Origin of the sequence: Paenibacillus sp. IHBB 3054, from assembly GCF_051594305.1 — a bacterium.
Lineage (GTDB): Bacteria > Bacillota > Bacilli > Paenibacillales > Paenibacillaceae > Paenibacillus_AQ.
Genome location: NZ_JBOFBG010000015.1, coordinates 125,616 through 151,408, shown reverse-complemented (window position 1 = coordinate 151,408; position 25,793 = coordinate 125,616). Strand labels below are relative to the sequence as shown.

Here is a 25,793-nt window from a genome sequence, read left to right as displayed (position 1 = left end):
CATGGTTATATCGTGGTGGGCATGGATCATACTTACCATAGCACCACATCGGTGTTCCCTGATGGCCGTGTTGTAGATTTTATTCCCTTGGAAAATAATACGATCGACTATTTGGATCAATTAAACGAAAAGTGGGTGGAAGATGCTACATTTGTGATTGATCAGACCGAGAAGCTTGCCAAGAACGATCCGGAACATCGTTTTACAGGCCGAATGGATCTGGATAACATGGGGATGTTTGGTCATTCCGTCGGTGGTGCAACAACCGCCCAAATCCTGATGACAGACCCCCGAATCAAAGCAGGGATCAATATGGACGGTGGGCTGTATGGCAAGCTGCGGGTTCCGGCAGACGGACTGAAAAAGCCATTTTTGATGATGAGTGCAGATGACACGCTAACGGGTACAGAGCACATGAGCGATTTGAGTTAGCCTTGTGATATTAGTAACACTATTATATAATTTCTAAATAGAAATTATTTCCGAGGAGAAACTTATGGATTCGATAAATGATGTACTGATCAATTTACAATGTGAGTTGGTAGCGGAAAGAAATAGAGTAAATCCGAAAGAAATCAATTGGCTTCAATATGACATTTTACATTTGTTATCTCAACAAAAATGGCAGCTTCCCTCTGAAATGAGTACTTCCTTAGGAATTAGTCGGACGAAATTATCGAAAGCTCTAAAGGTACTCAAACAGATGGGCTATATTACGCAGAAACCAAGTGAAATGGATGGAAGAGAATTAGTAACCTTATTAACCGATGCTGGACAAGAACTATTAGATGGCGTGGAGATAGGACATAATCATCTTTCAGTAGTTGCTAGTAAGCTGTTTACAGAAGAAGAGCAGACGCAATTGGCAAAACTGGTAAACCAACTATCGAATGCACTCCGATCAGAAAGGATGAGAGTTCATGAATGATTTCATTTCTATAAAAGGAGCTAAGACGAACAATCTGAAAAATGTATCCATCGATATTCCTAAACATAAGATCACTGTTATAACTGGTGTCTCAGGATCGGGTAAATCTTCTCTTGCTTTTGATACTTTGGCCGCAGAATCACAACGACTCCTAAACGAAACATACTCCAGTTACATTCAGCAGCTGCTACCTCACTATGATCGGCCCATTGTAGACGAGATTAAAAACTTACCAGTCTCTATAGTTATTGATCAGAGTAAAATTGGCGGTAATGCTCGGTCTACTGTAGGGACATTCACTGATATTTATACTAGTCTCAGGTTATTGTTTTCAAGGATTGCCGAGCCATTTATCGGATATTCAATGGTTTACTCTTTTAATAATTCTCAAGGAATGTGTCCAATATGCAATGGTTTAGGAGAAACCAAACAAATCAATATAAAGCGACTAATCGATTTTGATAAATCGCTAAATGAAGGGGCGATAAACTTCCCTACCTTTCATCCAGGAGGATGGAGACTTACCAGATATACGGAGACAGGAAATTTTGATAATGATAAAAAGATATCCGACTACACGCAAAAGGAATTAAATCTTCTGTTGTATGACACAGGCAGCACACCACATCATCCAACGAGTAAATGGCCAAAAACTTCGGCTTATATAGGGGTTATCCCAAGAATAACAAAGAGCTTTGTAGAAAATGAGGATGCTAAGTATATTTCCGAGTTAGAAAATATCCTTGAAGTACAAGTATGCCCTACATGCCATGGAACAAGAGTGAATGAAACTGTAAAATCAGCAAAAATCAATGGAAAGTCCATTGCTGATTGTGTCACCATTCCTGCCTCTGAACTATTGGCATTCATTGAATCCATTGATAACCCAATCATAGAGGTCATCTTAGATGATTTGAGAAAAAAGCTGGAAAGCTTACAAACTGTTGGGCTAAATTATGTATCTCTCAATCGTTCAACAAATACACTTTCTGGTGGTGAATCTCAGCGAATAAAGATGACGAAACACTTAAACAGTGCTCTTTCCGATATATTATATATTTTTGATGAGCCAAGTGTAGGACTTCATCCAGAGGACATCTCTGGAATTAATGAAATTATCAAAGGTTTGAAGAATAAAGGAAATACGATTGTCTTAGTAGACCATGATCCAGATATTATCAAAATTGCTGATCATATTATCAATGTAGGTGAAGGTGCGGGAGCTAAAGGCGGCAAGATCACATTTGAAGGATCATTTGAGGAATTACTGCAATCTGACACGATGACTGGAAATGCACTTTCTGAAACTCATTCAATAAATGAAGAGAAGCAGACCTTTAATTCCTATTACACATTAGATCATGTTAGTCTCCACAACATTACAAATGCATCCGTAAAAATACCAAAGAATACATTAACCGTTGTAACTGGCGTTGCTGGATCTGGAAAGAGTACTTTGATTAGCTATCTTTTCATAGAAAAGTATCCGGATGCTAAAATTCTTGATCAAAGTCCTATACGTGGAAGTAATCGGTCAAATGTGCTCACCTACCTTAATGTTTTCGATAATATAAGAGACGTGTTTGCTAAACACTCTCACAACAATAGCTCACTCTTTAGTTTTAATGGAACAGGAGCCTGCTCAGTTTGTAAAGGGAAAGGATATATTAAATTAGATTTAGCCTACATGGGAGACGTTCAACAAACTTGCGAAAAGTGTAATGGAAAAAGATATAATGATGAGGCTCTATCCGTTAAATGGCGGGGAATGAATATATACGATGTTCTTCAATTGACCGTTGGCGAAGCTAAGGAGTTATTGAAGAATAATCAATTAAAACAAGTTATTAACGATCTGATAGACGTAAATCTCAGTTACATTAAATTAGGACAAAGTTTAAATACGTTCTCAGGTGGCGAGCTGCAACGGTTAAAAATTGCAAAGACAATAAATCAAAATACTAGCCCATTATTGATCCTAGATGAACCAAGCACAGGTCTTCACGAAGCTGATATCGACAATCTAATTGCACTATTTAACAAATTGTTAGATAAAGATAGAACCTTGATTGTCTTAGAGCACAACCTATCCATTATTAGCCAAGCACAATGGATCATTGATATGGGTGTAGGCGGGGGATCTTTAGGAGGAAATGTCATTTTCCAAGGGTATCCTGCTGACTTACTAAATGAATCAAAATCATATACAGCAAAACACCTACGTAACTATGTAAAGATTTAATTTATCAATACCGAAAGGCACCTGGTGGTGCCTAAAATTATCTATGCACAGGTTATTTGTTATTGATGAAGAGGGTAAATTATCGTCCAGTATTCTGGGTTTTATTTCAATAATGTTATATAATGGTAGTAAAAGAATAAAAGGGGAACAGAATAACTGTTGGAGGGTGGGGGTATCGGCATGAGGGCGAAATTAGAAGGAATCACTGTTTTGGCGCTTGATGTTCCTGTATTGACTAGGTTTTATCGTGATATTCTAGGATTTAAGGTTATTGTTGAAGAGGGTCATTACACTGAATTTGAGAATGACGGCGTTCGCCTACGGAAGGTAACATTCATTCTCTCTTTGCGGTTAATCGCTCTGTTTAAACTATGAAGGGCACCTGATGGGTGTCCTTTAATTTCGCCCAATAGATGTTAAGGTGAACCATATCATAAGTAGGGGCAAGTTTTTGTGGTTTTCCTTATGGGGCCTGAATTTTAATATACCATTTTGAGATAAGCATGGTAATTGTGTCCGGACATAGTAAAAGCCCGCCCACCTTATCGATGGAGAGGCTGCGACATTTAGATACTGCCAAAGCGTAGTCAAGTGATTCAAAGTAACGTTCTAAGCCTTGTTCACAATTCCTGTAAGGCTAGGGCTCGCACAGTAGCTTTTTTATGGAACCGTTAAGAATCATCAGGCGACTTATAGGTTAAACTCTTCCCATCCTGATGCCAATAAGAACCTTTGAGGCTTCTTCTAAGGCTTCCGGTTCTATTACCATTAATAGCGGCTCTCCAATATCTATCATTGCACCTATACGCTTACTGTAGCCTTCGAAGGTTCCGATGGATACAATTTCACCGCACCGTCCACCAAACCCACTATCATGACCTTCTACGATCCGCACGGTTAGCCCCAGATTCAACTCATTCCATTTCATAATGTTGGTGCCCTTCCTTTCGGATTCGAAGTTCGTTCAACCTCGCCGCCGGTCCAAGGCTTATAGCGCACATCAGGCGGTGTCGTCTACTTTATTTAGTGCTGCCAGTACAATCTTGATATCTCGCACCTTAGCAAATGGTGAACGATCGCTTTCGACAATGGTTTCTATCCGGCCAAGAACTGCAGCCTGGCGGAACCTCCCATCATGTTTGCCGGGGTATTGTTCAATCAAATGCTTGGCTAAATCATCTATGGCTTTTTCTTGATCCATTCTATCCTCCTTTAGAGGGGCTAGAGGCCCAGATTATCAAAATACTCTCTTATTAAACCCCAAACCTCTGATCATTTTCTGAACATCAGCGATATGTATCTAATATTATGAGTGCGTATGACAGTGTGCAGAACGTAAGACGAAGTTAGCTGGTGTTTATTTTGTTCGGTGATGGTTTGAGAATCGGACATACATAAAATAACCCGCCGAGCTAAAACATGCTGGTGGGTTTGTTTTTTTTGTGCAGCGTGTCTAGTGAAGCTAGGACGGAAACGCGACTTTTTTAACAGGTCTAACTTGTATGCATTGATTTATAGACATTGACGTGACAGGAAACACTTGTTTGTATTCATTACTTCTCATATGTTTATTACTGCAAATTCGACATAAATACTATATACTCCCTTTTTATTTCAAATGCACAAAAGGAAGCTATTCCTAAATTTTGATTAGATGTATTTTGTGCAGCTAAAAGCGCTCATAATCGAGAGCGAAGTAACTTAATTTTATACATTTATATTTGTCCATATCCCTCCCAATGATTTGGGAGGTTTTTAGCTGTACCGAATACAACTAAATCCCCTTTAGGAGTGATTTTCGTGGATTGCTTATTGCATAGACCGGCTTGCTCCTGATTAATACCCGCTCTACAGTCTGCCACTTCCTCCGTTACATCCGCTCCGGCTTCGGCAGGCCAAGCACCTCAAGCACTTCGCCGAGCGTTTCCTGGAATGTTAAAGTAAGCCAGAGACGGAAGCGGATGGTGGGTTGCTCCCCTTTGAGAATCGGGCAGACGGAATAAAAGTTATTGAACAGCGGGGCCAGAGTATGCGCGTAGTTGCAGATTCCGCATCCGCTGCCGCTGCCAGTACCGCTCTCGCCGCCGCATTTACCGCCATCGCATCCGTCTTCACGGTTGCACCTGCCGCTGCTCCCAATACGGCTCCTGCCTCCATTCCGTCATTAATTCCCCAACTTGTGATTCTATTTGTTGGGTAGTGAAATTAAATGGAAAGGTTGCTTATCTGATAGACAAGAGAAAACATGCTATCATATTGGAAGATGAGTCTGGCTTACAGATTCTGACCCATGTAGGGGAAAGCCGTCCCGCAGATCTGCGTAGATGCTCGTTGGCAATTTAGGTTCGCTGTATTTCCCGTTTCGCACCAAATCGGCAATGACTTTTGCATCTTTTTAATCGTTTTTCGTCGGCGAGTTGTCTTCCAGTTCTTTGCTTTTGTGCACATGATGCGGATTGACAATGACTAAAGCAATGCCTTCTCGTCCTAAATATTCAGCCAGGGCAAACCAGTAGTCCGGTGGGTTCAATGCCAAAGAGGACGTCGCTCTTGGCATGCTCCCGCTGAAGCTCCTTCATCCACTGAACCAGTTGCTCGAGTCCGGTACAGGTATTTGAGAACACACAATCCCTTTCCGAGTTCAATCCCCCGAAAGTCGATGGCGCGGGCCACATGGGTTTCTTTGGCGATGTCTGCGCCTACGACAAGGGTCTTATCGGAAATTCGGGTAATCCGTTGATTCTGTTTCTTCGATTGTTTATACTTCATGGTGAGCGTCCTCCTTTTAATTCGGGCAGTGAATGGCCTACATTCCATGACCCAGCATACAGGAGGCGCTTTTTTGTTTCAAACCTTGAATTAATTCATTACAGGAATGGCTCCTTTTTTAATATTGGGAAAATAAAATGAGGTATTCCAATGTGCGAAGTAATTGATCTAGTTCAGCTCGCTTAGAAAGGCGATAAGCAAGCTGTAGTCGAGCAGATTCACAGATACGATCCATTAATTCACAAATATTCGTGACAGGTTGGGAAGCTGAACGAAGATTGCAAGCAGCAATTAATGCTTGAACTCATATTAGCTATGCATCGTTTTGATCACAGCAGGTACTTTGTTAATTTAGCCGGGCAAACCCTTATAGCTATACAACGATTGAATTCTGGACCCTTTGTTGTAGTAAGGAGAGGAGGACTTTTATCATATGAATATCGACAGGATCAGGATATGGATAAAGAATCAACGTATCAAAAAGAAAATCATGCTTGTTTATTTTCCGCTTGTTGTCATTCCAATTATTGCTCTTGGATTCTTTTCTTACATCATGAATACGGATGCAATCATTAGGAATACAAAGAAGAATGTTCTGGATGAATCCAGGCTGATCGTCATGAAAATAGAGAATGTTTTGTCCAGTTCCAATGCTTCCGCCAACATCTTGATGCAGGACTTGAATAAAGAAACAAAATTAAAGCTGATCGAACCGGATGAATCCTGGCAGGATGAACTGCAGACTTCGGATTACGATCTCCTCAATAGGGTTGAGGACAGGTTGGATATTGCCATGCTGCTGTTCCCTGAAGTGGATTCTGCGATATTTATCGATCGGAGCATGCATGTGTACAGCACAAATCCAGCCCTGACTACGGGAACCCGGGAAGGGTTGACTAGCCCGATGTTTCGGGTAATTCAGCAAAGCAATGGAAAAAACATCGGATTTCCGATGCAGCGCCGATCGTTTTGGGTGATGAGCAGGGGAGATACTGTCTATACGATCGGTAAAAAGATACTGGACTTAGAAACACTAGAAACAATTGGTTATCTTTTTGTCAATATCAACGAAAAGACGTTCGAGTCGGTCTATCGTTCCGTAGGCTCGCTTCAGTCGAGCGTTTACTATGTGATTGACGAAAGGGGGAATATTGTCTCCTCTTCAGACAAGAATAGGATTTTGACTCCTGCGGAGCAGGGCACAGAAGTTGGAGGTGAGGTGTCTGCAGCCGGGACCGTGGAGAAGATTGGATACTCTGACGGGCGAAAAATATTGTATACTTCCACTGGCTTTGAACAGCAGGGGTGGCGGCTGATCAATGAGACACCTCTTCGGGAACTGACCCGAGATTCGAGGCAGGTATCAATCGTTATTTTGGTCATTGGTTTCATATGCCTTCTGCTGGCCGTGTTCGGAGCGATGATCCTGTCCAAATGGATTGCAACCCCTATCATGTCTTTGGCCCAATATATGAAGCGGATTAACGAGGAGAATATCGATAAGCCCCTTGAAGTAGGAAGAGGTGATGAGGTCGGGATACTCGCTGCCGGTCTCAACAAGATGATGGGTAGAATTCAGGACCTGCTTAACCGAGTGAAGAATGAGCAGCAGAAAAAACGAGAATTCGAGCTGGCGCTGATTCTAATAGAACCCATAGAAATGGGTATGACCGAAAGCCATTGGGTAGAACTACAAATCAATCATCCTGTAATTAAAGCATTTAATACAATTCCTTGGTTTGATTTGACTAATGGTTTGTCCAAAGACAATCCAAGGCGTTTGGCAACGCCAATTGCAGGTGATGATCCTGTTGCAAAAAAAGTTGTATGTAAACTAGTAGATGAGTTGGGATTTGATGCAGTCGATGCGGGAGGTTTAGATCACTCATGGCGCCAACAATTGGGTACTTCCGCCTTCTTCGCTGAACTTGATGCATCCGACTTGAGAATTGCATTATCCGAAGCAATTCCTGAGCGAGGTTATGGGATAAAAGCAATTCATCTTAGTGATAATGAACTAAAAGCCGAGCAAGAGATAAATTCTTTTTATTACAAAGAAATCGTTAGGGCTGTCCATATTCTAATGGAATATAACGATTTGACTGAAGCAGAGGCTATGAAAAGTCTATGTATTCATATTACAACGGGCAATATGCTAGCTCATGAGATTTTGGATTGCATTTTTGAAAATAAACGGCTACATAAAGCGCAATTAAGTTTATAACCTGACAAGGAGACGATCTATCGTTTCCACCTGTTTCTTGAGCTGAGCGAATGTGTGCTTTCTGATAAAAGCCTGGGCATCCTCGTTGGCATTGGCAAGCGTATAAGTGGCTTTGGTAAAGCTAAAGTTCATCCGTCCCAGCATCGCGCTAATTCCACGCACGCTCATGGTGACGCCATTCCGCCACCAATGGCAGGGTAGAGGTATAACGGGCCTCAAAGCCCACATCGGCGGGTGCGTGTTGCTCCAGCATCGCGGCCAACCGATGACGCTCTTCTTCCGTAAGTTTTGTTGGTTGTCCAGGAGAATGCTCCATCTCCAGACCGCAACCCTTGGGTTTGGTAGGTTTGCCAATAAATACTGATTGTTTGACGCGCACGACTGAGTAACTCACCGATATCATCAATCACGCTGATCGATATCCTCGGCTCGGAAGAGCGGACGTAGCGGGAGATTGCCATGGATCTTGGCATCTTGCGGAGTTATGTGTCGAGGATAGAGAAAAGGGCGCTGATGAAGCTGTATCATGAGTTTAATAAGGCGAAGCGGTGAGCAACGCAACAATACAAAGTTGGAACTGTTAACAATAGAGCCTAAAAAGCGACTTGTCTGCGGATGAGTTTCTTTTTTAGGTGAACCAGATGAATGCGGATTAGTAGGGAAATATTATTAAAGTAGCATTCAGATGATATACAAAGATGTGTATGATCGTCATATCCAACTGTTACATATTTACGAAAAAAATGATAAGAATCAAGGCTATACCAGAGACAAATAAGTTATTATAAGAAGCAGTTTTTCTTGACTGAAGATGTAGTTCAAAAATTCTTTGTATAAATCAGATTATAAAGATATATGAGAAGCGAACTAATGATGAATTGGTACCGCAGAAGAATACTTCCAAAAAACGATTGCCTATTTCGCTTATTATAGCTGTGACCTTCACAATCAGTTGAACACCTGAATAGAAAAATTAAAGCTCAGGGATTCACGGTGAAGCTGGAATTCGCCGAAGCTTCTTAAAGATTTGGACATTCTTGGTTCTAGGAGAGAGAGTCTTTTTGCTTTATTGAGTAGGGTAACCGTGGGCACTTGATGTGGGTGCTCCACAAATGAGGCAGTGACTATAATCAGCGGTTGTGACTCCCACGTATATCCCCTTTTTAACACAGGGTCTTTAAATCCACCTAGAGGATTTTGGATTCAAAGACCCTGTTTGATTAAACTCCAGATGCGTTCAAACCTGTCCTGGTAGTCTGGGAAATTCCAGGAATCTTTGAAGGACGGGAGGCTAAATACCGCAAACGCGGAGAGAATCGCCTCTGCCCGTTCCAAGTGGGGATCGTGATAGTCCATGAAACCGTCAATAATTTGGTAGGAATCCCAGAGAACGTCACGTAATACCAGTGGATTGCTGTCTACATATTGCGTATTCAAGGCGAACATTTTGGGATTCTCGTTGTAGGCACGTTTTTTTGCGTTAGCAAATGCCCAGAGCCACTCGTGGAGCAATTCCTGCGGATTTGCCAAATTAGTTATGTCTATTTTGATTTGTTCTGAAATCATCCGGTTGAACCAACTCTTAGACACGGCTGCCCAGAGCTCTTGCTTATTTTTAAAGTGTTTATAAAGCGCTGCGTGGGTGATACTTAATTCATCCGCAATTTGTGAGAGTGTCACTTCAGATTTTTCCGTACGTTCAATTAATGCCTCCGCTGTTTCAATAATGAGCTCTTGTGTGATTTTAGGCACTGTGCTGCCAACCTTCCTTCTTCAAAAAATCCCAAATATTCGTTTATACACCTGCCTGTATTTTAGCATATAAAATATTAAGTAACAATTGTTGACTTTTGTAACCTGTGGCATTATGCTTGCTGTGTGAGTTACAAAATTGAATAAATGTTACTTGATATTCAGCACATAGGAGGTCATTAATTATGAAAGCCGCACAGATTACCAAATACTCAAAAAAGTTCAAAGTAGAAATCAACGATATTCCAATCCCGGACATTAGGGATAACGAAGTCTTGGTCAAGGTTAAGGCAGCGGCCGTTAATCATTTGGAATTGCTTATCGGTACCGGGAGCGTGAAGCTGATCCAGGATTATGCTTTCCCATTGGTACTTGGTAATGAGCTGACGGGAGTTATTGAGAAGGTCGGTAAGAACGTTCATGAATTTAAAGTTGGCGATGCCATTTATTCACGCCTGCCGCTACAAAAAATCGGTGCCTTTGCGGAATACGCGGCGATTCATGCGGATGCCATCGGGCACTTGCCCGCTAATCTCGATTTTGTGACCGGAGCTGCTGCGCCATTAACAGGATTGACTGCTTATCAAGGTTTGCATGAAGAATTAGCTGCTAAAGCTGGGGAAAGCGTGTTTATCCCCGGGGGTTCTGGTTCATTTGGCCAAATGGCCATTCCTATCGCCAAAAGCATGGGGCTCGAGGTCATCGTTAGTGGAAATCCGCAAGCACGTGAACGGACAATGGCGGCTGGAGCAGACCAATACATTGATTACACGACGGAAAACTATTGGGAACAACTTCGGGATGTAGATTATGTGATAGATACCTTGGGACCAAGCGAATTTGATCATGAACTTTCCATTATAAAAGCAGGCGGCCGCCTTCTTTCTCTGCGGACCGGTCCAAACAAACGTTTCGCTGAAGCTATGGGCTTGGCAGGTTGGAAACAAAAGCTCTTCACCATTGCCGGGGCCAAGTATGATCACAAAGCCAAGAAGAAGAAAATTCAATATCATTTCATTTTTGTTCGCAGTGATGGAGAACAATTAAAGAAAATTACGAAGATTATTGAAGATAACGGGATTGTACCAGCGGTGGACCCGACTAAATTCCACATTGAAGATATTAACGAAGCACTGAATCTTGTTGCTACAGGTCATCCTAAAGGAAAGGTCATTATCCAATTTTAAGGAGAGCTCCCCATGAAGGCTGCACAAATTTCGCGGTATTCCAAAATACTGGCAGCACAAATCAACACAGTCGCTGTTCCTTCAATCACACCGACTCAGGTTTTAATCAAGACTAAGGCAGCTGGTGTTGATCCACATCTTGTCTTGGCGATTACAGGAAAAGTTAAGTTGTTTGATCATTACGACTTTCCGTTGACTCTGGGTAACGAGCTGGCGGGAGTTGTGATCGAAGTCGGCGCCGGTGTCATGGATTTTAATGTTGGTGATCATGTGTACACCATGCCACCGTTAGATAAGATGGGGGCGTTTGCCGAATATATCGCAGTAGATGCGGCGATTGTGGCTAAAATGCCAGCCAATCTTTCCTTTAAAGAAGCGGCAGCCGTGCCATTGTCTGCTTTGACGATCATTCAGGCGCTAGCCATTTTAGATGCTCGGAATGGCGCTAAATTGTTTATCCCCGGGGGTACGGGTGGCTTTGGTCAGATGGCCGTTCCTTATGCGAAGTCACAGGGACTGTTCGTGACCGTTAGTGGTAGTGGATCAGCGCGTGCCTTAGCGGAGCGGCTCGGGGCAGATGAGTTTATCGATTATGCAACGCAGGAGTATACTGACATACTGACAGGCTATGATTATGTTATTGATACGCGAGGCGCCGGAGAATTTAGTAAACAAATTAAGATACTGAAGCCCGGCGGCAAATTACTATCGTTAAACGCTGGTCCCAATGCCAGTTTTGCTAAGCAAAGCGCAGGCTTGACAACGACGAAGAAAATTCTCTTCAGTTTACTTGGAGCACCTTTTGATGGAATTGCCAAATGGCAAAAGAAAAGGTATGACTTCTTATACGTACAGCCGAATGGTCAGCAATTAGCAGCTTTCACACAGTATCTTGAAAAAACAAACATTAAGCCGGTGATTGATTCCGAGTACCCCTTTGACCAAGTGAATGCCGCGATTGCTAAGATTGCGACAGGGCATAGCCAAGGGAAAGTTCTGTTAAATGTAGAAGATGGAGGTGACTAAATAATGACAACTAACTATTCATATGTAGAAGCACCAAATCTAAGTCTTAAGACGTCTGATGGAACAGTTTATGCGTACCGTGAACTAGGAAAGAAAACGGGTATTCCAGTTATCTTTTTCACTCATCTATCTGCTAATCTGGACAACTGGGACCCACGTGTAGTGGAGGGTATTGCCAAAAAACATTGGGTCATTACATTTGATAATAAGGGTGTTGGGCTTTCAAATGGGAAGGTCCCAGATACGATTGAACAAATGGCAAGAGATGCGTTGACGTTCATTCATACATTGGGATTTGAGCAAATCGATATTTTATCATTTTCTATGGGTGGTATGATTGCCCAAGAACTCTTGGCCATCGAACCAAGACTTGTTCGTAAACTTATTTTGTCAGGAACTGGTCCGCGTGGTGGTAAAGGCATTGAAAATGTTACGAAACTTTCTGATCGTGATTTGATACGTGCCATCTTCACGTTGAGAGATATTAAAACCTATTTATTCTTCACGCGAACAGATAATGGCAAACAGAAAGCAAAAGAATTCTTGGTACGTATCAAAGAACGTAAAGAGGCGCGAGATAAGATAATTAGTATCAAAGGATATCGTAGACAACTCAAGGCCATCCACGAATGGGGAATGGCAGAGCCTGCTGATTTGTCAGGAATTACGCAACCTACACTTGTAGTAAACGGTGACGATGACAGAATGGTACCTACACCAAACTCCTATGATTTGGTTCAACGGATTCCAAATAGCAAGCTCATTATTTATAAAGATTCTGGTCACGGTGGGATTTTTCAAAATCATGATGAATTTGTGAAATCAGTCATAGCATTTTTAGATAAATAACAATGGAAAATGCCCAAATAACGATATAACCATATTGATTCTCTGAAACCAATCTCACGGACACTTATGACGAAGGGTTCCTGAATAAGATTAGCAAAGCTTGTTAACGCGAATTGTTAAAATGATAGCTCGTATTAGGCTACGCAGTAGGTAGTAATATAAGCTGTAGTGAGAGAGTATGAGAGTGGATTTTGTAGGGGGCTCTTAATTGTTTTTACCATTCAATAAAATTCTTTACCGATCGTTCTCAATATGTTATATTGAATAACAGGGAGGGAATAGAATGGCAAGAAGCAAAGAATTCGAAGAGAACGTGGTATTAGAAAAGGCGATGAAGCTCTTTTGGGAACAAGGTTACGAGAAGACATCTATGATGGATCTGGTCAAGCATATGGGAATTCATCGAAGAAGTTTATATGACACATTTGGCGACAAGCATACGCTGTTTCTAAAAGCAATGGACCGATTTCGCGATAAAGTAAATGCTGAGCTTGTAGGAGAAGTTAAACGCTCTAAGAATGCAACGGAGGCACTTCAACTTATTTTTAGTTTCGTGATATCTGGTGAAGAAGATTCACCTTCCGGTTGTTTGATGGTGAATTCAGCGGTGGAATTGGCAATGCGGGATACTGAGGTGGATTTAAAGACCACAGAATTGTTTACATTATCAGAACAACTGTTCAAAGATATTATTCTGTGGGGACAGCAGGATGGAGAGTTTAGCTCAGATTATAATGCCGACGATCTAGCGGAACATCTGCATGCAGTTTATGTAGGGTTAAGGGTTATGACAAGGACTTCCATACGTAAAGAAAAATTACACCGTATAGCCGATTTATCGATTAAACTTTTAACTAAGTAATCATTGTATATATACTTGTGAAGATCGTTCCCAAATTAGCATACTTGAGCTAATTTGAAGATTCAGCCTAGAAAGATATTAGTATAATTGCCTGTGTTTATTCTAGTATGATCGTTCTTGAATGAGAAGCCGTTCTATCCCTAGAACTTTTTAAAATGAGTCACAGTTTACTGAATTTTATGAAGAATTGTAATCAAAAACAAAAAGGAGCTAATACAATGAACATTTCTGAACAAGTTGCATTTGTCACTGGAGCAAACCGAGGTTTAGGCCGCCAGCTTACCCTTGAACTTCTATCTAGAGGGGCTAAAGTTTATGCAGGTGCAAGAAATCCGGAGACCATTGATATTCCAGGCGTTACACCTGTAAAGCTTGATATTACCAACCCCGATGAAGTTGCTGCAGCTGCCATCCTTGCTAAGGATGTTACGCTTTTAATCAACAATGCAGGATCATCTACAGGCGCTTCTTTGCTGGAAGGTGATGTGGGAAAAATACAGTTGGAATTTGATACGCATTTCTTTGGTACGCTATCCATGGTTCGCGCTTTTGCACCGATCATTGAAAAAAACGGGGGAGGATCGATTTTGAATATTCTTTCCGCATTATCTTGGTTTAGTTCGGGAACAGCGGGTGCTTATACAGCTGCGAAGGCTGCAGCATGGGCATTGACGAACGATTTACGTTTAAACTTGTATCCTCATAATGTTAGAGTAGCAGGATTACATGTAGGCTTTATGGAGACAGACATGACAACCGGTATAGATGCTCCCAAATCGAACCCTTCAGATATCGCAAAAATAGCTATTGACGGCATAGAATCTGGCAGCTTTGAAATTCTTGCTGATGATAACAGCCGAATGGTACAAGGTGCACTTGCAGGTGGGGTTTCTGCGCTATACCCACATCTTACTTAATCATAATTTCTTGTTAAACAAATTTAAAGAGGAGTGTTAATAATGGAAAAACTGTGGACTAAAACAAAAGTTGGCAATTTGGAATTACCGCATCGCTTGGCGATGGCGCCAATGACACGCAGCAGAGCGGAAGAAGATGGTACACCGGGAGAATTAAGCTCCCTGTATTATGCTCAAAGAGCATCGATGGGACTTCTTATTACAGAAGGTGCACAACCTTCTGATGATGGTCAAGGTTACTTAAGAACACCTGGGATCTATACGGAAAAGCATATTGAAGGGTGGAAAAAGGTTACTGATGCCGTGCATGAAGCAGGCGGGTATATTTATATTCAATTAATGCATGTCGGTCGTGTGTCGCACCCTGACAATACTTCTCATCATCGGCAGCCAGTTGCACCATCTGCAATTGCACCAGGAGTAGAAACGTTTACGGCTACAGGCATGCAGGATATCCCCGTACCACGTGAGTTGAGTAAAGAAGAGATTCAAATAACCATTGCAGATTATCGTAAAGCTGCGGCCGCTGCTATTGAAGCAGGCGCTGACGGCGTTGAAATTCATGGAGCAAATGGTTATCTAATCAACCAATTTATCGGTGAAAATTCCAATAAACGTACGGATGAATATGGTGGATCTATAGAAAATCGAGCTCGCTTCGCGATTGAAGTAACCAAAGCCATCATTGACGAGATCGGGGCAGAGAGAACTGGCTTCCGCATTTCACCAGGGACCCCTCTTGGTGGGATTCAAGATGGTGAACAAGGTCCTGATCTTTATCGTTATCTTACGCAGGAATTAGCAAAATTGAATTTAGCTTACCTTCATATTATGCACCTCGGAAACGATGAATTGCTTCAAGATATTCGTTCCTTATGGACGAATCCGTTGTTAGTCAATCGGGCTGGACGGGGACTGGAGAATATTGGTGTTGATATCGAGAGTGGTCTTGCTGATCTGGCACCTATTGGGGTATGGTCATTGGCTAATCCGGATTTTGTGGAACGACTTAAAGCAGGCGCTCCATTAAATGAAGCAGATCCTGCAACATTTTATGGTGCTGGAAGCAAGGGTTATACGGATTATCCTACATTGAAAGAATTGGAAGCTCAGAAGGGCTAAGTATAGATTATATGAAAAAAATGGCGTACAACTTAAAATTGTGCGCCATTAATTTATCTGTGAGTCATCAACATAATAAAAACGCATATTTAAAAATTGTGAAAAAACCAATATCTAATCCTGTTGATATTGCAATAATTGCCATTGATGGTTATTTCTGTGTAATACTATTTCTGATAAAGGGTGAATATGAATTGAAAACAATGGTTATCATCGGTGCAGGACCAGGTCTGGGCTTCTCACTGGCCAAAATTTTTGGAAGACATGGATTCCGTATCGCTATGGTTTCAAGAACACAGGAGAAGCTGGATCAATATGCTGAGCAGCTGGACAGGATGGGCATTGAAGCTCAGGGTTTTGCTGCCGATATTACAGACAAAATACAGCTTACCAGGGCTTTTCAAGAAATTAAGAGTACATTCGGTACAATAGATGTCATGGAGTTTAGCCCACATAGTGGTAGTGTTTCTACGACTTCTGTACTGGATACGACTGATGAGAGCGCACTTCAAATTTTCAACAATGTTGTAATTGGAGCCATTAATTCAGCCAGACAAGTCATCCCGGAAATGACTGAACGAGGCGAAGGGGCGCTTCTTTTCACAAGCGATCTTTCAGCAATGAGTCCGAGTCCCATGTTTGGAAATTCAGGTATAGCTATGTCAGGGTTAAGAAACTATATTCTTAATTTACATGATCGTTTACATCCTTTAGGAGTATTTGTTGGACATCTGTCTATTAGTCCTTTGATCAAGAAAGGTACAGGTTTTGATCCTGATCAAGTCGCGGAAGCTTGGTACAATCTATATGAGAAAAGAACAGAGGCAGAGGATACTTTTCCAAAGGGAATCATGCAATTTATTAACTAAAATAGAATGGTCATTCTAATTAGATGAACTAAGAAGGGAATGGTGTACATGGAATATCGTATATTAGGTCATACGGGTCTTAAAGTAAGCAGTTTTGTATTGGGTACAGGTACATTTGGGTTCTGGGGGAACAATACGGAAAAGGAATGTGCCCCCATTCTGGATGAAGCACTAGAGGGAGGCATTAACCTAATTGATACGGCGGATGTTTATTCAAGTGGTCAAGCAGAAGAAATTTTAGGTGAATTACTAAAAGGACGCAGACAAGATGTTATTCTGGCCACTAAAGGTGGTATGCCTATGGGCAGTGGACAGAATCAATCTGGAAACTCGAAATATTGGATTAAACGAGCAGTAGAAGATAGTTTGAGAAGACTGCAAACCGATTATATCGATTTGTATCAACTACATCAGCCTGATCTGAATACCGATATTGAAGAAACACTTAGCGTGCTTACGGATTTGGTCAGTGAAGGGAAGATTCGCTACATTGGCACATCCAATTTTCAGGCCTGGCAAGTTACAGAGGCTCAATGGATAAGTGAACGCAAAAATAGTGCGCGTTTTGTCTCTGAGCAATCCCCGTATTCCATTTTAAACCGCAGTATCGAATTCGATCTGCTTGCTGCTACAGCGAAATACGGAATAGGTGTTTTGGTTTGGAGCCCACTTTCGGGAGGTCTATTAACTGGTAAATACCGTTTTGGAGAAGCGGTCTCCGCCGATTCAAGAGCAGCCACCTTTGCGGGAAGTTTACAATCTATTGTTGATCCTAATCGGGAAGAAAACCGCAGCAAGTTTGAAGCCATAGCCAAACTCCAAACGCTGGCAGAGGAAGCGGGATTAACTTTACCGCATCTTGCTATGGCATTCACGCAAGCTCATTCTTCCGTTACTTCAGCAATTGTAGGGGCTAGGACAATCGAGCAGCTCCGGGAAACCTTAAAGGGTAGTCACATCCGATTAAGCAACGATATTCTGGATGCGATCGATACGATTGTTCCACCTGGAGTAACCCTGGACACGACAGAAAAGGGATGGACTCCGGGTTGGTTACAAGCAGACAAGCGAAGAATCCTTCGTTAACAATTAGTAAAGCATGTAAAGAATAAAATCAAGCACCTCGCTTGATTTTATTTATGTTTTATACATTAGTTTGCGGATCGTTGTATAATGATTGCTTGAGGTGATTACATTGGCAAGAACCAAAGAATTTGAAATTAATGAAGTGTTAGATAAAGCAATACAACTGTTTTGGATGCAAGGTTACGAGAAAACTTCAATGCAAGATTTAGTAGACTTTATGGGAATTCACAGAAGAAGTATCTATGATACTTTTGGTGATAAGCACGCTTTATATATGAAGGCACTCCAACGGTATGAGTCAACTCAAAACAAGAAAATGAGGTTCTTGGTTGAGAAGCAAGAACCGGTAAAGGAATTAATCCGACGATTTCTAGAGTCTTCGATGAGGAAAGAAGGAGAACCTCAAGGATGCTTCATTGTTAATTCAGGTGTGGAGCTGGGAGTGCTGGATCATGAAGTTGCATCCTTTGTTGAAGAGAGCTATTCAAAAATGGAGAAGTTGTTATATCAACTCGTTCAGACTGGTCAGCAAAGAGGGGAGCTTAGAGCTTCACTTAAGCCAGAGGCCTGTTCTCATTATTTATTGAATGCCTGGCTAGGACTTCGTACGATGGTAAAAACAGCAACGGATCAAGGGAAATTAACAAGTATTATCCATACCATACTGAACACTCTAGATTGAAACTCCTTTACTGGATAGAATAGTTCTCAGTGAAAAACATGACTTTTTCTCTAGGGTCGGAGAAATTGCTTTATTTGCATCATGATATGGTGATACTCCAACTCAATGGTCCAAAAAGTTCAATTTGGACATGAAAATAAGAAATGTTCAATAGTTTTTATAAATGCAGTAATGGCTCGGAGTTTCACTACCTCTTTTGCTTTATCGGTTTATATTGGAATCTTAGAAAGAACGGAAGCAGCTGCTGGGGTTTGGCCTAGAGAGATTCAGCATGAGCGCTTCTTCCATCCTCCCGGCGAGAAGCCGGAGTTCTAAGCTGTCTGCAATGAAGGGACTTGCCGCCAAGGTGCTGCCGCTTAGCACCGCCTAGGAAGTTGTTAACTTGGTGCAGTGCAGCATGTGGTCATTTATACCTGAAGTATTTATTCGGTTTAAGCAAGTTCGATTTTTCAACTATAATTGCGGGTTTCTGAGGAGACCGGCTTTTTTACACTTTTATGCTTTGCGGAGGCTTAGATTTATTCTTACTTAAGCATACATGATCGAACGTCCAATACTTCGCTGGCAGGTTAGAGATAAAGTTTATTTTTTATCGAATCTAAAATGACATCGTGTCGTGTCCATAACCTCAAGACGTTGATCACGCGACTCACCGTTCACAACTACATTCACAGTTGATAAGTGCTCAAGGTATTTACAGTCAAAGGGGTCGGGCTGTCAAATATACAAAACGTAGGCTTTTTTTAGAGTCGCTGATTTACTATCATAGTATGTCGTGAATCCACTTGTAGATATACTTCGGATAATCTATACACCATTCCAAGCTGACTGCTTTCTGGTTCATGCGTCTCGGGATTTTCCTGTTGATGTGGTATTAACCTTGGAAAAGCTATATGGTGTAACAACCGTACAAGATATAGTAGACCGAATCAATTGGACAGAAGAATTGTTTCGTAATGCCATAGCAGAGGCTGAAGTCATACTGTCACAATCTAAAGAGGGCGAAAGTATAACGGATTCCAACACATAAGCATTGCAATTTGCTGGGTTATTGTGAGTGACAGTGGATACGTAACTACGGGAACCTAGCATTACGCACCGGCTGCGATGTCATCAACAGCCAGTAAAACTAACGGGGAACGTTAGTTGAATACACACAACTCGGCAGCCGGCTAAAAGGATCGACTGCTTTTTGTTGAACTAACAGGCAGTTATCCTCAATAAAGACTCTTCTGTGTCGAGATAGAAGTCGGTCCCGTTGCATTTGTTTACGAATATCAACCTACGAAAAGTAACTATATATACGGGGATACTCATTCTGTACGGTCACTTTCGACGATGGTTTCTATCCGGCTAAGAGCTGCAGCTCGGCGGAACCTCACGTCATGTTTTCTGGGGTACTGTTCAATCAAATGCTTGGCTAATTCAACTATGGCTATTTCTCGATTCATTTTATCCTCCTTTAGAGGGGCTATAGGCCCAAAATATCCGGGTTTGTTTTTTTTTGCAGCGTGTCTAGTAGCTAGGACGGAAACGCGACTTTTTTAACATTTCTAACTTCTATGCATTGATTTTACAGGATTTCTGCGATATATCATTTTTTGAGCTGTCTGTTCTAAAAAAATTGATAGCGGCAAAGAAACTTTTACAGCGTTCCGCATGAAATTCCTACAACGTAGTTGTGTCTGGGAAGACACTCAACTTGTGGGCAAGCTCATCTTTTCCAGTTAACACCTCAACCATGATGCCTGCCCCCAGACGGAAGCCATAGGCAAAGGAGGAGTCCAACTCCATCCCATGAGTTTGACCATATAAGTCCAGTAACTTCTCAAGCTCATCAAACTCCTCTTCAGAATGCCGCTTCTTCCAAGCCTCTACTGTTTCAGAGGTTTTCCGGCTTGCCTGATGGTAATACGGATCATTGGGTATAACCTTTTCATCGGGACACAAATTGCCATAATATAGCTGATCTAGCAGGCTCCTCATTTCTCTTCATCCTTTCGAGTTTTCAGGTAAGACATCTTTTAGTTTCATTATCTGGTCATCTCTATCATGAAATCCACGGAGTATATTCTACAGAATGGGATTTATTTTTGGTTTGTGGTAACAAATGGAAGGCGTGATATGCTAAATTTGATATAATTTGATAGTGGATTATTTGCAGGTTGACTGGGGTATATAGATTGGACTTGAAACTTGAGGAAAGGGAGCGGAGCGACGGAGGGGAAGTTTGGAACTGTAGGAGCGATAGCGACCGCCTGAAAGCTTTCCGTAGGAAAGCTCTCTTCGAAAGCATAAACAGTCTTCGGATTTCAACCGCGAACAGCAGTCTAAATCAAGAAATCCGAAGACAACAGCGGCCGGAAGTCCAAACATTCCCCGCAGTGCGACTGAACCTTTACACTAAACTTTTCAGTTCAATTTATATAGGTAAAGTAATTAAATTACATTGGAGATGAACAAGATCATGGCGAAAGCAATTTTTCTTGATTTTTACGGTACGTTAGTATATGAAAACAGTGAAATTACTATGGAGGTAATCGAACAAGTCTATAACACTGGAAATGCAAAGGACAAAATGGAAGCTGCCAGGTTTTGGTGGAGATCTTTTGCAGAGCTGCGTGCCGCTTCATTTGGAGAGAAGTTTCTGCCACAGTATGAACTGGCTGTCCAGGCGTTTGAGACAACCATTCAGCATTATTCTTCCACAGCAGACGCCAAAAAGCTTGCTGACAGGCTTGCAGAACATTGGAGCAATCCTCCTGTCTACAAAGATGTCGAGGCTTTTCTCTCAGCCAACCGGTTGCCGGTATACATTGTGACGAATTGCGATACTATTTTTGTGGAAACAGCATTATTCAACATGGGGTTACAACCAAATGGACTGATTACAAGCGAGCTGGCAAAAGCTTATAAGCCCCGCAAGGAAATTTTCGAACTGGCCTTGGAGGTTTCGGGGGTTAGTGCAGACGAAGTGATACATATTGGCGATTCATTAAGCGGTGATGTCACGGGTGCTGCTAATGTTGGAATTCAACCGTTGTTTTTAAATCGGGAAAACAAAGAGACGCCGCCTGGAGTAACGTCGATTCATTCATTGCCTGATATTATTAAAATTCTGCATATTTAATCGTAAGAAGGATGGGAGTACTTTGACAATGCGTAGAAAGTATTTATTGTTTGTTTTAACCATGGTTATCTCTGTAATTTCATTAAGCGGATGTGGAAGTGTAAAAGAAAGTGACCTGAAAAACCCGGTTAAAAATTATTTAGATGAGCGATATGGCTTCAAGGAGTCGTTCAAATTTCTGACATGGGATGATAATTGGTTTGAAGGTATTGATCATCAGACAGCTATTGAAATCGACAAACCCTATCATGCGACTGCTTATATTATGCTCGAACGGGATACTTACAAAATTGAAGAGGAAAGAAGTGATAATGTATTTTTTGAATTATATAAAGGTGCCTATATTGAACAGCATCCAGAGGTAATGAAAGTAACAGAACAACTGATTGACAAATATGATTTAATGAAGAAATCGGCAAGTGAGTACGATAAAATGAAAGGGAATTACTATTATTATCTTAATATTAATCTGAATACAAAACAGGCGGATAAACTTATAGATACTTTCAGAGGGACTCAAAAAATAGATACACTAAATTCTCTGCCCGACATGTCTGATCCATTAAGTAAAGAGGGTAAGCGTTATCGGGGCGTAATTAATTTTAATTTTGATTTTAACACCTATAAACAAGACAAAGACGTTCCTCAAGCAGAGGATATAGTAAACGATTTTGAAAAAAGTCATGTTCTTACTGAAGGGCTTTATTGTATCTCTGTGCATACTATAGAGGTTCATAATAAGGGGGTTTCTCAAGGAATGGATCCAAGGAATACTAACGTTCGTTTTGAGGTCGATAGAAATGGTGAGTTCAAAAATATAAGTGTGTTGGAAGAGTAACGTTTTGATACAGTTCTCTCGATTGTTGCAGAAAAGAACAAGGAAGATCGCAAGGCTCTCATGAAATAATGAGGGTCATGCGATCTTTTTTAAGTTCAGAATACCACTTACAGAAAGAACACTTTCAAAGCAAGGCACAAAATAAAGATTCGTCCCGCTCTATAAGGACAAGCTCATTCCTCTTCACGCTGTTTTTGTCGTAAAATGACATTTTGCTATTCCTGCCCTCCCACAAGCAGAGGATGCGCTCTGGCAGTTCGCTAATCCGATGAGAAAGGCGTTTATCGTTCGAAATAATATTTTAAATTGTGTTATTGAAACCATTGACGATTATGCTAACAAAGTAATATTCTGTAATGGTTAGAGGGCTGCTGGAAACAACGGGCCTCATAACCATTGATTTAGTGGTGTGCCAAATATGTTGTGGGAACCATTAGATCATTGCATCTAGAGCTCTTTTCAAATAAGAGAGCGCTTTCAATTTGTGGATAATGAGGAAGGAGGAGGGCGTTTTTTTGTATTTTAATGCCAATTTAAGTGAAAGGTGTATCGAAATTAAAGATTTATTAATTAATGGGAGGGATGTTGCTTGAAGAAAATTTTAGCTTTTGTTATGATATTTTGTTTGCTTATGGGGATGGTAGCACCAATTCAGGCAAATGCAGCAACAAACATCGCACTCAACAAAACTGCAACTGCAAGTTCAAGTGAAGATTCAACAAAAACACCGGATATGGCTATTGATGGAAACGCTTCAACAAGGTGGTCCTCCAGTTATTCTGATCCTCAATGGATTAGTATTGATTTTGGGAGCGCAATCAATGTGAATGGTGTAATGCTGAACTGGGAGGCTGCCTACGCAAAATCTTACCAGATTCAGCTATCCACAGATAACAGTAACTGGACTACAGTGTTTTCCACTACAACAGGAGACGGTGGAGTCGATACGATTTCATTTGTAACCCAAAGTGCAAGATATGTAAGAATGTATGGAACGCAAAGGGTAACCGAATACGGGTATTCTTTGTGGGATTTTGAAGTGTATTCGGATAGCGGACCCGTGGATAATGGAATTATTTCTGGTGCGGTGTATAAGCTTACAGCGCAACATAGCGGCAAAAACCTGGATGTAGCAGGAGGCGCTACTTCAGACGGAGCTAATGTACAGCAGTGGACCGATAATGGAAACTCCCAACAAAAGTGGAAAGTCATTGACGTTGGCAGCGGAGCCTATAAATTGATTGCTGAGTCCAGCGGCAAGGCATTGGATGCCGCAGGCCCTGCGGCCGATGGAGCCAATGTGCAGCAGTGGACGGACAACGGTGCAGTCACTCAGAAGTGGGGAATTATTGATGCAGGTAGCGGGTACTACAAATTAATCTCCAAAAGCAGCGGTAAAGCCTTGGATGTAGCAGGAGGCTCATCTGCAGATGGAGCTAATGTGCAGCAGTGGACAGATAACGGAAATGCACAACAGAAATGGAAATTTACGCAGATCACAACGACCCCAGATACCACAGCACCAACCACACCAACAAATCTTATAAGTTCCTCAAAAACGGCAACAAGCGTAAGCCTTGCTTGGGCAGCATCCACAGACAATGTAGGCGTAACAGGGTACGACATATACAATGGAACGGCTCTGGCCGGATCCAGCACAACAACAAGCTATACCGTAACCGGCTTGACTGCAAATACAGCATACAGCTTCACGGTAAAGGCAAAGGACGCAGCAAATAATATATCGGCGGCAAGCACGGTTCTGAGTGTAACAACCAGTGCAACTGCCACCACCCAGGGATTCTATATTAACGGAACAACTTTATATGATGCAAACGGAAAGCCATTTGTTATGAGAGGGATTAACCATGCTTACACTTGGTACAAAGGTCAGGAGTCCGTTGCCATTCCTGCAATTGCCAAGACAGGTGCAAATACCGTTAGAATTGTCCTTTCAGACGGGCAGCAATGGTCGAAAGACAGTCTGGCAGCCCTACAAAATCTCATCACCCTGTGCGAACAGAATAAATTGGTGGTAGTCGTCGAAGTCCATGATGGAACTGGCTCGGATAGTGAAGCAGTACTTGATAATATAGCGAATTACTGGATTGAAATGAAAAGTGCACTCATCGGAAAAGAAAAAACCGTCATCCTCAACATAGCAAATGAGTGGTACGGCACATGGGATGGTGCAAACTGGGCCAAAGGGTATACTTCTGTAATACCGAAGCTTAGAAATGCCGGAATCAAAAATACCATCATGGTTGACGGAGCGGGATGGGGGCAATATCCGCAATCCATAGTTGATTATGGAACACAGGTGTTTAATGCAGATCCGTTGAAAAATACGATGTTCTCGATCCATATGTATGAATACGCCGGAGGAAATGCTGCGACGGTTAAGAGTAATATAGACAATGTATTGAATAAAAACTTGGCTCTTGTTATCGGTGAATTCGGAATAAAACATACTAACGGAGATGTTGATGAAGCGACGATTATGAGTTATTCCCAGCAAAAGGGTGTCGGCTATATCGGATGGTCGTGGAAAGGAAATGGTACCGGGCTGGAGTATCTGGATATGTCACATGATTGGGCAGGAACCAGCTATACAGAGCAAGGGAACGCCATCATTAACGTTAGATAACATCAAAAATCAAAAGCTAGCCTGCTTAATCAAAAAAATCTGCATGCCAGTTCATTTAAAGTTAATAAGAGACCTTCTTCTAGCTGAGAATATATAACTCTCAGATTTTATGCTGTTCATGAGAATCATACTTATTACGCGAACCTCTTCAGATCGTTTTTGATCAGTAATCTGAACAAGTTCTTGTCCTCTGACTCGGGCAAGAACTTGCACCTATTATAGTTTGAAATCAGTAGCGTCTTGTAAATTGTTTAATTCTACATTTAAAGAAAAGAGCTTAGGTGCAGCTGTAGCGATCAATGGTTCATTGTTAATGCCAATCGACAAAGTACAGATAAAAATCAAAGAAACAAACCGTTTAAACAAGGAATCCCCTCCAGTATTTTGGTGATATTATACCCTTGTTTATTTCAACCCAAACTCTTGGAGCATAAGCAATAATAGCTATCCAGAAGAATGCGGAAAAAACAGTGGTGATAATAAAAAAGTGTCATAAGCATTCGATAGAGCCATTTCATTTTGGAAAACACGAGCGATAAATTTATGTGCCGCGGTGATCGGTACATCTTAATGGCCTAGATTGGCAATCGGTACATTTTCTTGCCATTGGTTTTTGACAAGAAAATGTATCTGAAAAATAAAAAACCGCGAAAATATGCGGTT

At 41.5% G+C, this 25,793-nt stretch carries 24 protein-coding genes and 3 pseudogenes; 19 read left to right on the top strand and 8 right to left on the bottom strand.

Annotated elements, in window-relative coordinates:
* The 4 genes and pseudogenes from ACQ76X_RS17895 to ACQ76X_RS17880 all read left to right on the top strand — a co-directional run.
* Window positions 1-432: pseudogene (locus ACQ76X_RS17895) on the top strand (acetylhydrolase); the annotation flags it as partial.
* A gap of 64 nt (window positions 433-496) precedes the next feature.
* Window positions 497-928, top strand: coding sequence for a MarR family winged helix-turn-helix transcriptional regulator (locus ACQ76X_RS17890; protein ID WP_438495282.1), 432 nt, complete (start codon window positions 497-499; stop codon window positions 926-928).
* Window positions 921-3,170 (top strand): ATP-binding cassette domain-containing protein, encoded by a 2,250-nt coding sequence (locus ACQ76X_RS17885; RefSeq protein WP_438495281.1) that lies wholly within the window; start codon window positions 921-923, stop codon window positions 3,168-3,170. Before ACQ76X_RS17890 ends, ACQ76X_RS17885 begins: the two co-directional genes overlap by 8 nt.
* A gap of 180 nt (window positions 3,171-3,350) precedes the next feature.
* On the top strand, window positions 3,351-3,545 hold the full coding sequence (locus ACQ76X_RS17880; protein ID WP_438495280.1) for a hypothetical protein: 195 nt from the start codon (window positions 3,351-3,353) through the stop codon (window positions 3,543-3,545).
* A gap of 322 nt (window positions 3,546-3,867) precedes the next feature.
* Here ACQ76X_RS17880 and ACQ76X_RS17875 read toward each other — a convergent pair whose 3' ends face one another.
* From ACQ76X_RS17875 to ACQ76X_RS17865, 3 genes are all read right to left on the bottom strand, one after another.
* Window positions 3,868-4,098 (bottom strand): hypothetical protein, encoded by a 231-nt coding sequence (locus tag ACQ76X_RS17875; protein WP_438495279.1) that lies wholly within the window; start codon window positions 4,096-4,098, stop codon window positions 3,868-3,870.
* Between the two features lie 72 nt (window positions 4,099-4,170).
* Window positions 4,171-4,371, bottom strand: a complete 201-nt coding sequence (locus ACQ76X_RS17870; RefSeq protein ID WP_438495278.1) for a hypothetical protein — start codon at window positions 4,369-4,371, stop codon at window positions 4,171-4,173.
* Window positions 4,372-5,040: 669 nt separating this feature from the next.
* Window positions 5,041-5,187, bottom strand: coding sequence for a DALR anticodon-binding domain-containing protein (locus ACQ76X_RS17865; protein WP_438495288.1), 147 nt, complete (start codon window positions 5,185-5,187; stop codon window positions 5,041-5,043).
* A 12-nt stretch (window positions 5,188-5,199) separates the two neighbouring features.
* On the opposite strand from ACQ76X_RS17865, the gene ACQ76X_RS17860 reads away from it, so the two are divergent.
* Window positions 5,200-5,370, top strand: a complete 171-nt coding sequence (locus ACQ76X_RS17860) for a hypothetical protein (protein ID WP_438495277.1) — start codon at window positions 5,200-5,202, stop codon at window positions 5,368-5,370.
* Between the two features lie 108 nt (window positions 5,371-5,478).
* Here ACQ76X_RS17860 and ACQ76X_RS17855 read toward each other — a convergent pair.
* Window positions 5,479-5,939: pseudogene (locus tag ACQ76X_RS17855) on the bottom strand (IS110 family transposase); the annotation flags it as partial.
* 433 nt (window positions 5,940-6,372) lie between these two features.
* Between ACQ76X_RS17855 and ACQ76X_RS17850 the strand changes: the two are divergent.
* Entirely contained in the window at window positions 6,373-8,163 is a 1,791-nt protein-coding gene (locus ACQ76X_RS17850; protein WP_438495276.1) for a HAMP domain-containing protein, read from the top strand.
* Here ACQ76X_RS17850 and ACQ76X_RS17845 read toward each other — a convergent pair.
* Entirely contained in the window at window positions 8,158-8,331 is a 174-nt protein-coding gene (locus ACQ76X_RS17845; RefSeq protein WP_438495275.1) for a winged helix-turn-helix domain-containing protein, read from the bottom strand. The two genes, ACQ76X_RS17850 and ACQ76X_RS17845, sit on opposite strands and share 6 nt — an antisense overlap.
* 258 nt (window positions 8,332-8,589) lie before the next feature.
* On the opposite strand from ACQ76X_RS17845, the pseudogene ACQ76X_RS17840 reads away from it, so the two are divergent.
* Window positions 8,590-8,715: pseudogene (locus tag ACQ76X_RS17840) on the top strand (sigma factor-like helix-turn-helix DNA-binding protein); the annotation flags it as partial.
* Window positions 8,716-9,366: 651 nt separating this feature from the next.
* Here ACQ76X_RS17840 and ACQ76X_RS17835 read toward each other — a convergent pair.
* Window positions 9,367-9,915, bottom strand: coding sequence for a TetR/AcrR family transcriptional regulator (locus ACQ76X_RS17835; RefSeq protein ID WP_438495274.1), 549 nt, complete (start codon window positions 9,913-9,915; stop codon window positions 9,367-9,369).
* 185 nt (window positions 9,916-10,100) lie between these two features.
* Between ACQ76X_RS17835 and ACQ76X_RS17830 the strand changes: the two genes are divergently transcribed.
* From ACQ76X_RS17830 to ACQ76X_RS17790, 9 genes are all read left to right on the top strand, one after another.
* A complete protein-coding gene (locus ACQ76X_RS17830; RefSeq protein ID WP_438495273.1) occupies window positions 10,101-11,102 on the top strand; it encodes an NADP-dependent oxidoreductase in 1,002 nt (333 codons plus the stop codon).
* Window positions 11,103-11,114: 12 nt separating this feature from the next.
* Complete coding sequence (locus ACQ76X_RS17825; protein WP_438495272.1) at window positions 11,115-12,128, top strand: NADP-dependent oxidoreductase; 1,014 nt, start codon at window positions 11,115-11,117, stop codon at window positions 12,126-12,128.
* A 3-nt stretch (window positions 12,129-12,131) separates the two neighbouring features.
* On the top strand, window positions 12,132-12,977 hold the full coding sequence (locus ACQ76X_RS17820) for an alpha/beta fold hydrolase (RefSeq protein WP_438495271.1): 846 nt from the start codon (window positions 12,132-12,134) through the stop codon (window positions 12,975-12,977).
* Between the two features lie 283 nt (window positions 12,978-13,260).
* Entirely contained in the window at window positions 13,261-13,839 is a 579-nt protein-coding gene (locus ACQ76X_RS17815) for a TetR/AcrR family transcriptional regulator (protein WP_438495270.1), read from the top strand.
* A gap of 218 nt (window positions 13,840-14,057) precedes the next feature.
* Window positions 14,058-14,756, top strand: a complete 699-nt coding sequence (locus tag ACQ76X_RS17810; RefSeq protein WP_438495269.1) for an SDR family oxidoreductase — start codon at window positions 14,058-14,060, stop codon at window positions 14,754-14,756.
* 42 nt (window positions 14,757-14,798) lie between these two features.
* A complete protein-coding gene (locus tag ACQ76X_RS17805) occupies window positions 14,799-15,878 on the top strand; it encodes an alkene reductase (RefSeq protein WP_438495268.1) in 1,080 nt (359 codons plus the stop codon).
* 11 nt (window positions 15,879-15,889) lie between these two features.
* Window positions 15,890-16,747, top strand: a complete 858-nt coding sequence (locus ACQ76X_RS17800) for an SDR family NAD(P)-dependent oxidoreductase (protein ID WP_438495267.1) — start codon at window positions 15,890-15,892, stop codon at window positions 16,745-16,747.
* A 48-nt stretch (window positions 16,748-16,795) separates the two neighbouring features.
* Window positions 16,796-17,833 carry an aldo/keto reductase gene (locus ACQ76X_RS17795; protein ID WP_438495266.1) on the top strand — a complete coding sequence of 346 codons (1,038 nt, stop codon included), beginning with the start codon at window positions 16,796-16,798 and terminating at the stop codon, window positions 17,831-17,833.
* 109 nt (window positions 17,834-17,942) lie between these two features.
* Window positions 17,943-18,515, top strand: a complete 573-nt coding sequence (locus ACQ76X_RS17790; RefSeq protein WP_438495265.1) for a TetR/AcrR family transcriptional regulator — start codon at window positions 17,943-17,945, stop codon at window positions 18,513-18,515.
* A 1,313-nt stretch (window positions 18,516-19,828) separates the two neighbouring features.
* Here the strand turns inward: ACQ76X_RS17790 and ACQ76X_RS17785 are convergent.
* Window positions 19,829-19,966 carry a hypothetical protein gene (locus ACQ76X_RS17785; RefSeq protein ID WP_438495264.1) on the bottom strand — a complete coding sequence of 46 codons (138 nt, stop codon included), beginning with the start codon at window positions 19,964-19,966 and terminating at the stop codon, window positions 19,829-19,831.
* 217 nt (window positions 19,967-20,183) lie between these two features.
* The gene (locus tag ACQ76X_RS17780; RefSeq protein WP_438495263.1) at window positions 20,184-20,501 is read right to left on the bottom strand and encodes a DUF6809 family protein; all 318 of its coding nucleotides are present in this window, start codon (window positions 20,499-20,501) and stop codon (window positions 20,184-20,186) included.
* Between the two features lie 481 nt (window positions 20,502-20,982).
* Between ACQ76X_RS17780 and ACQ76X_RS17775 the strand changes: the two genes are divergently transcribed.
* From ACQ76X_RS17775 to ACQ76X_RS17765, 3 genes are all read left to right on the top strand, one after another.
* Entirely contained in the window at window positions 20,983-21,645 is a 663-nt protein-coding gene (locus ACQ76X_RS17775) for an HAD family hydrolase (protein ID WP_438495262.1), read from the top strand.
* Window positions 21,646-21,673: 28 nt separating this feature from the next.
* Window positions 21,674-22,483 (top strand): hypothetical protein, encoded by an 810-nt coding sequence (locus tag ACQ76X_RS17770; RefSeq protein WP_438495261.1) that lies wholly within the window; start codon window positions 21,674-21,676, stop codon window positions 22,481-22,483.
* A 613-nt stretch (window positions 22,484-23,096) separates the two neighbouring features.
* The gene (locus ACQ76X_RS17765) at window positions 23,097-25,130 is read left to right on the top strand and encodes a cellulase family glycosylhydrolase (RefSeq protein ID WP_438495287.1); all 2,034 of its coding nucleotides are present in this window, start codon (window positions 23,097-23,099) and stop codon (window positions 25,128-25,130) included.
* Window positions 25,131-25,793: the final 663 nt, after the last annotated feature.

Bases quoted from the DNA above. Each gene is read 5' to 3' on its own strand.
- ACQ76X_RS17805 (WP_438495268.1), top strand. From the start codon at position 14,799: ATGGAAAAACTGTGGACTAAAACAAAAGTTGGCAATTTGGAATTACCG.
- ACQ76X_RS17890 (WP_438495282.1), top strand. From the start codon at position 497: ATGGATTCGATAAATGATGTACTGATCAATTTACAATGTGAGTTGGTA.
- ACQ76X_RS17770 (WP_438495261.1), top strand. From the start codon at position 21,674: ATGCGTAGAAAGTATTTATTGTTTGTTTTAACCATGGTTATCTCTGTA.
- ACQ76X_RS17820 (WP_438495271.1), top strand. From the start codon at position 12,132: ATGACAACTAACTATTCATATGTAGAAGCACCAAATCTAAGTCTTAAG.
- ACQ76X_RS17815 (WP_438495270.1), top strand. From the start codon at position 13,261: ATGGCAAGAAGCAAAGAATTCGAAGAGAACGTGGTATTAGAAAAGGCG.
- ACQ76X_RS17830 (WP_438495273.1), top strand. From the start codon at position 10,101: ATGAAAGCCGCACAGATTACCAAATACTCAAAAAAGTTCAAAGTAGAA.
- ACQ76X_RS17875 (WP_438495279.1), bottom strand. From the start codon at position 4,098: ATGAAATGGAATGAGTTGAATCTGGGGCTAACCGTGCGGATCGTAGAA.
- ACQ76X_RS17780 (WP_438495263.1), bottom strand. From the start codon at position 20,501: ATGAGGAGCCTGCTAGATCAGCTATATTATGGCAATTTGTGTCCCGAT.
- ACQ76X_RS17825 (WP_438495272.1), top strand. From the start codon at position 11,115: ATGAAGGCTGCACAAATTTCGCGGTATTCCAAAATACTGGCAGCACAA.
- ACQ76X_RS17850 (WP_438495276.1), top strand. From the start codon at position 6,373: ATGAATATCGACAGGATCAGGATATGGATAAAGAATCAACGTATCAAA.
- ACQ76X_RS17810 (WP_438495269.1), top strand. From the start codon at position 14,058: ATGAACATTTCTGAACAAGTTGCATTTGTCACTGGAGCAAACCGAGGT.
- ACQ76X_RS17870 (WP_438495278.1), bottom strand. From the start codon at position 4,371: ATGGATCAAGAAAAAGCCATAGATGATTTAGCCAAGCATTTGATTGAA.
- ACQ76X_RS17880 (WP_438495280.1), top strand. From the start codon at position 3,351: ATGAGGGCGAAATTAGAAGGAATCACTGTTTTGGCGCTTGATGTTCCT.
- ACQ76X_RS17795 (WP_438495266.1), top strand. From the start codon at position 16,796: ATGGAATATCGTATATTAGGTCATACGGGTCTTAAAGTAAGCAGTTTT.
- ACQ76X_RS17860 (WP_438495277.1), top strand. From the start codon at position 5,200: ATGCGCGTAGTTGCAGATTCCGCATCCGCTGCCGCTGCCAGTACCGCT.
- ACQ76X_RS17785 (WP_438495264.1), bottom strand. From the start codon at position 19,966: ATGAATCGAGAAATAGCCATAGTTGAATTAGCCAAGCATTTGATTGAA.
- ACQ76X_RS17800 (WP_438495267.1), top strand. From the start codon at position 15,890: ATGAAAAAAATGGCGTACAACTTAAAATTGTGCGCCATTAATTTATCT.
- ACQ76X_RS17845 (WP_438495275.1), bottom strand. From the start codon at position 8,331: ATGAGCGTGCGTGGAATTAGCGCGATGCTGGGACGGATGAACTTTAGC.
- ACQ76X_RS17885 (WP_438495281.1), top strand. From the start codon at position 921: ATGAATGATTTCATTTCTATAAAAGGAGCTAAGACGAACAATCTGAAA.
- ACQ76X_RS17775 (WP_438495262.1), top strand. From the start codon at position 20,983: ATGGCGAAAGCAATTTTTCTTGATTTTTACGGTACGTTAGTATATGAA.
- ACQ76X_RS17765 (WP_438495287.1), top strand. From the start codon at position 23,097: ATGATATTTTGTTTGCTTATGGGGATGGTAGCACCAATTCAGGCAAAT.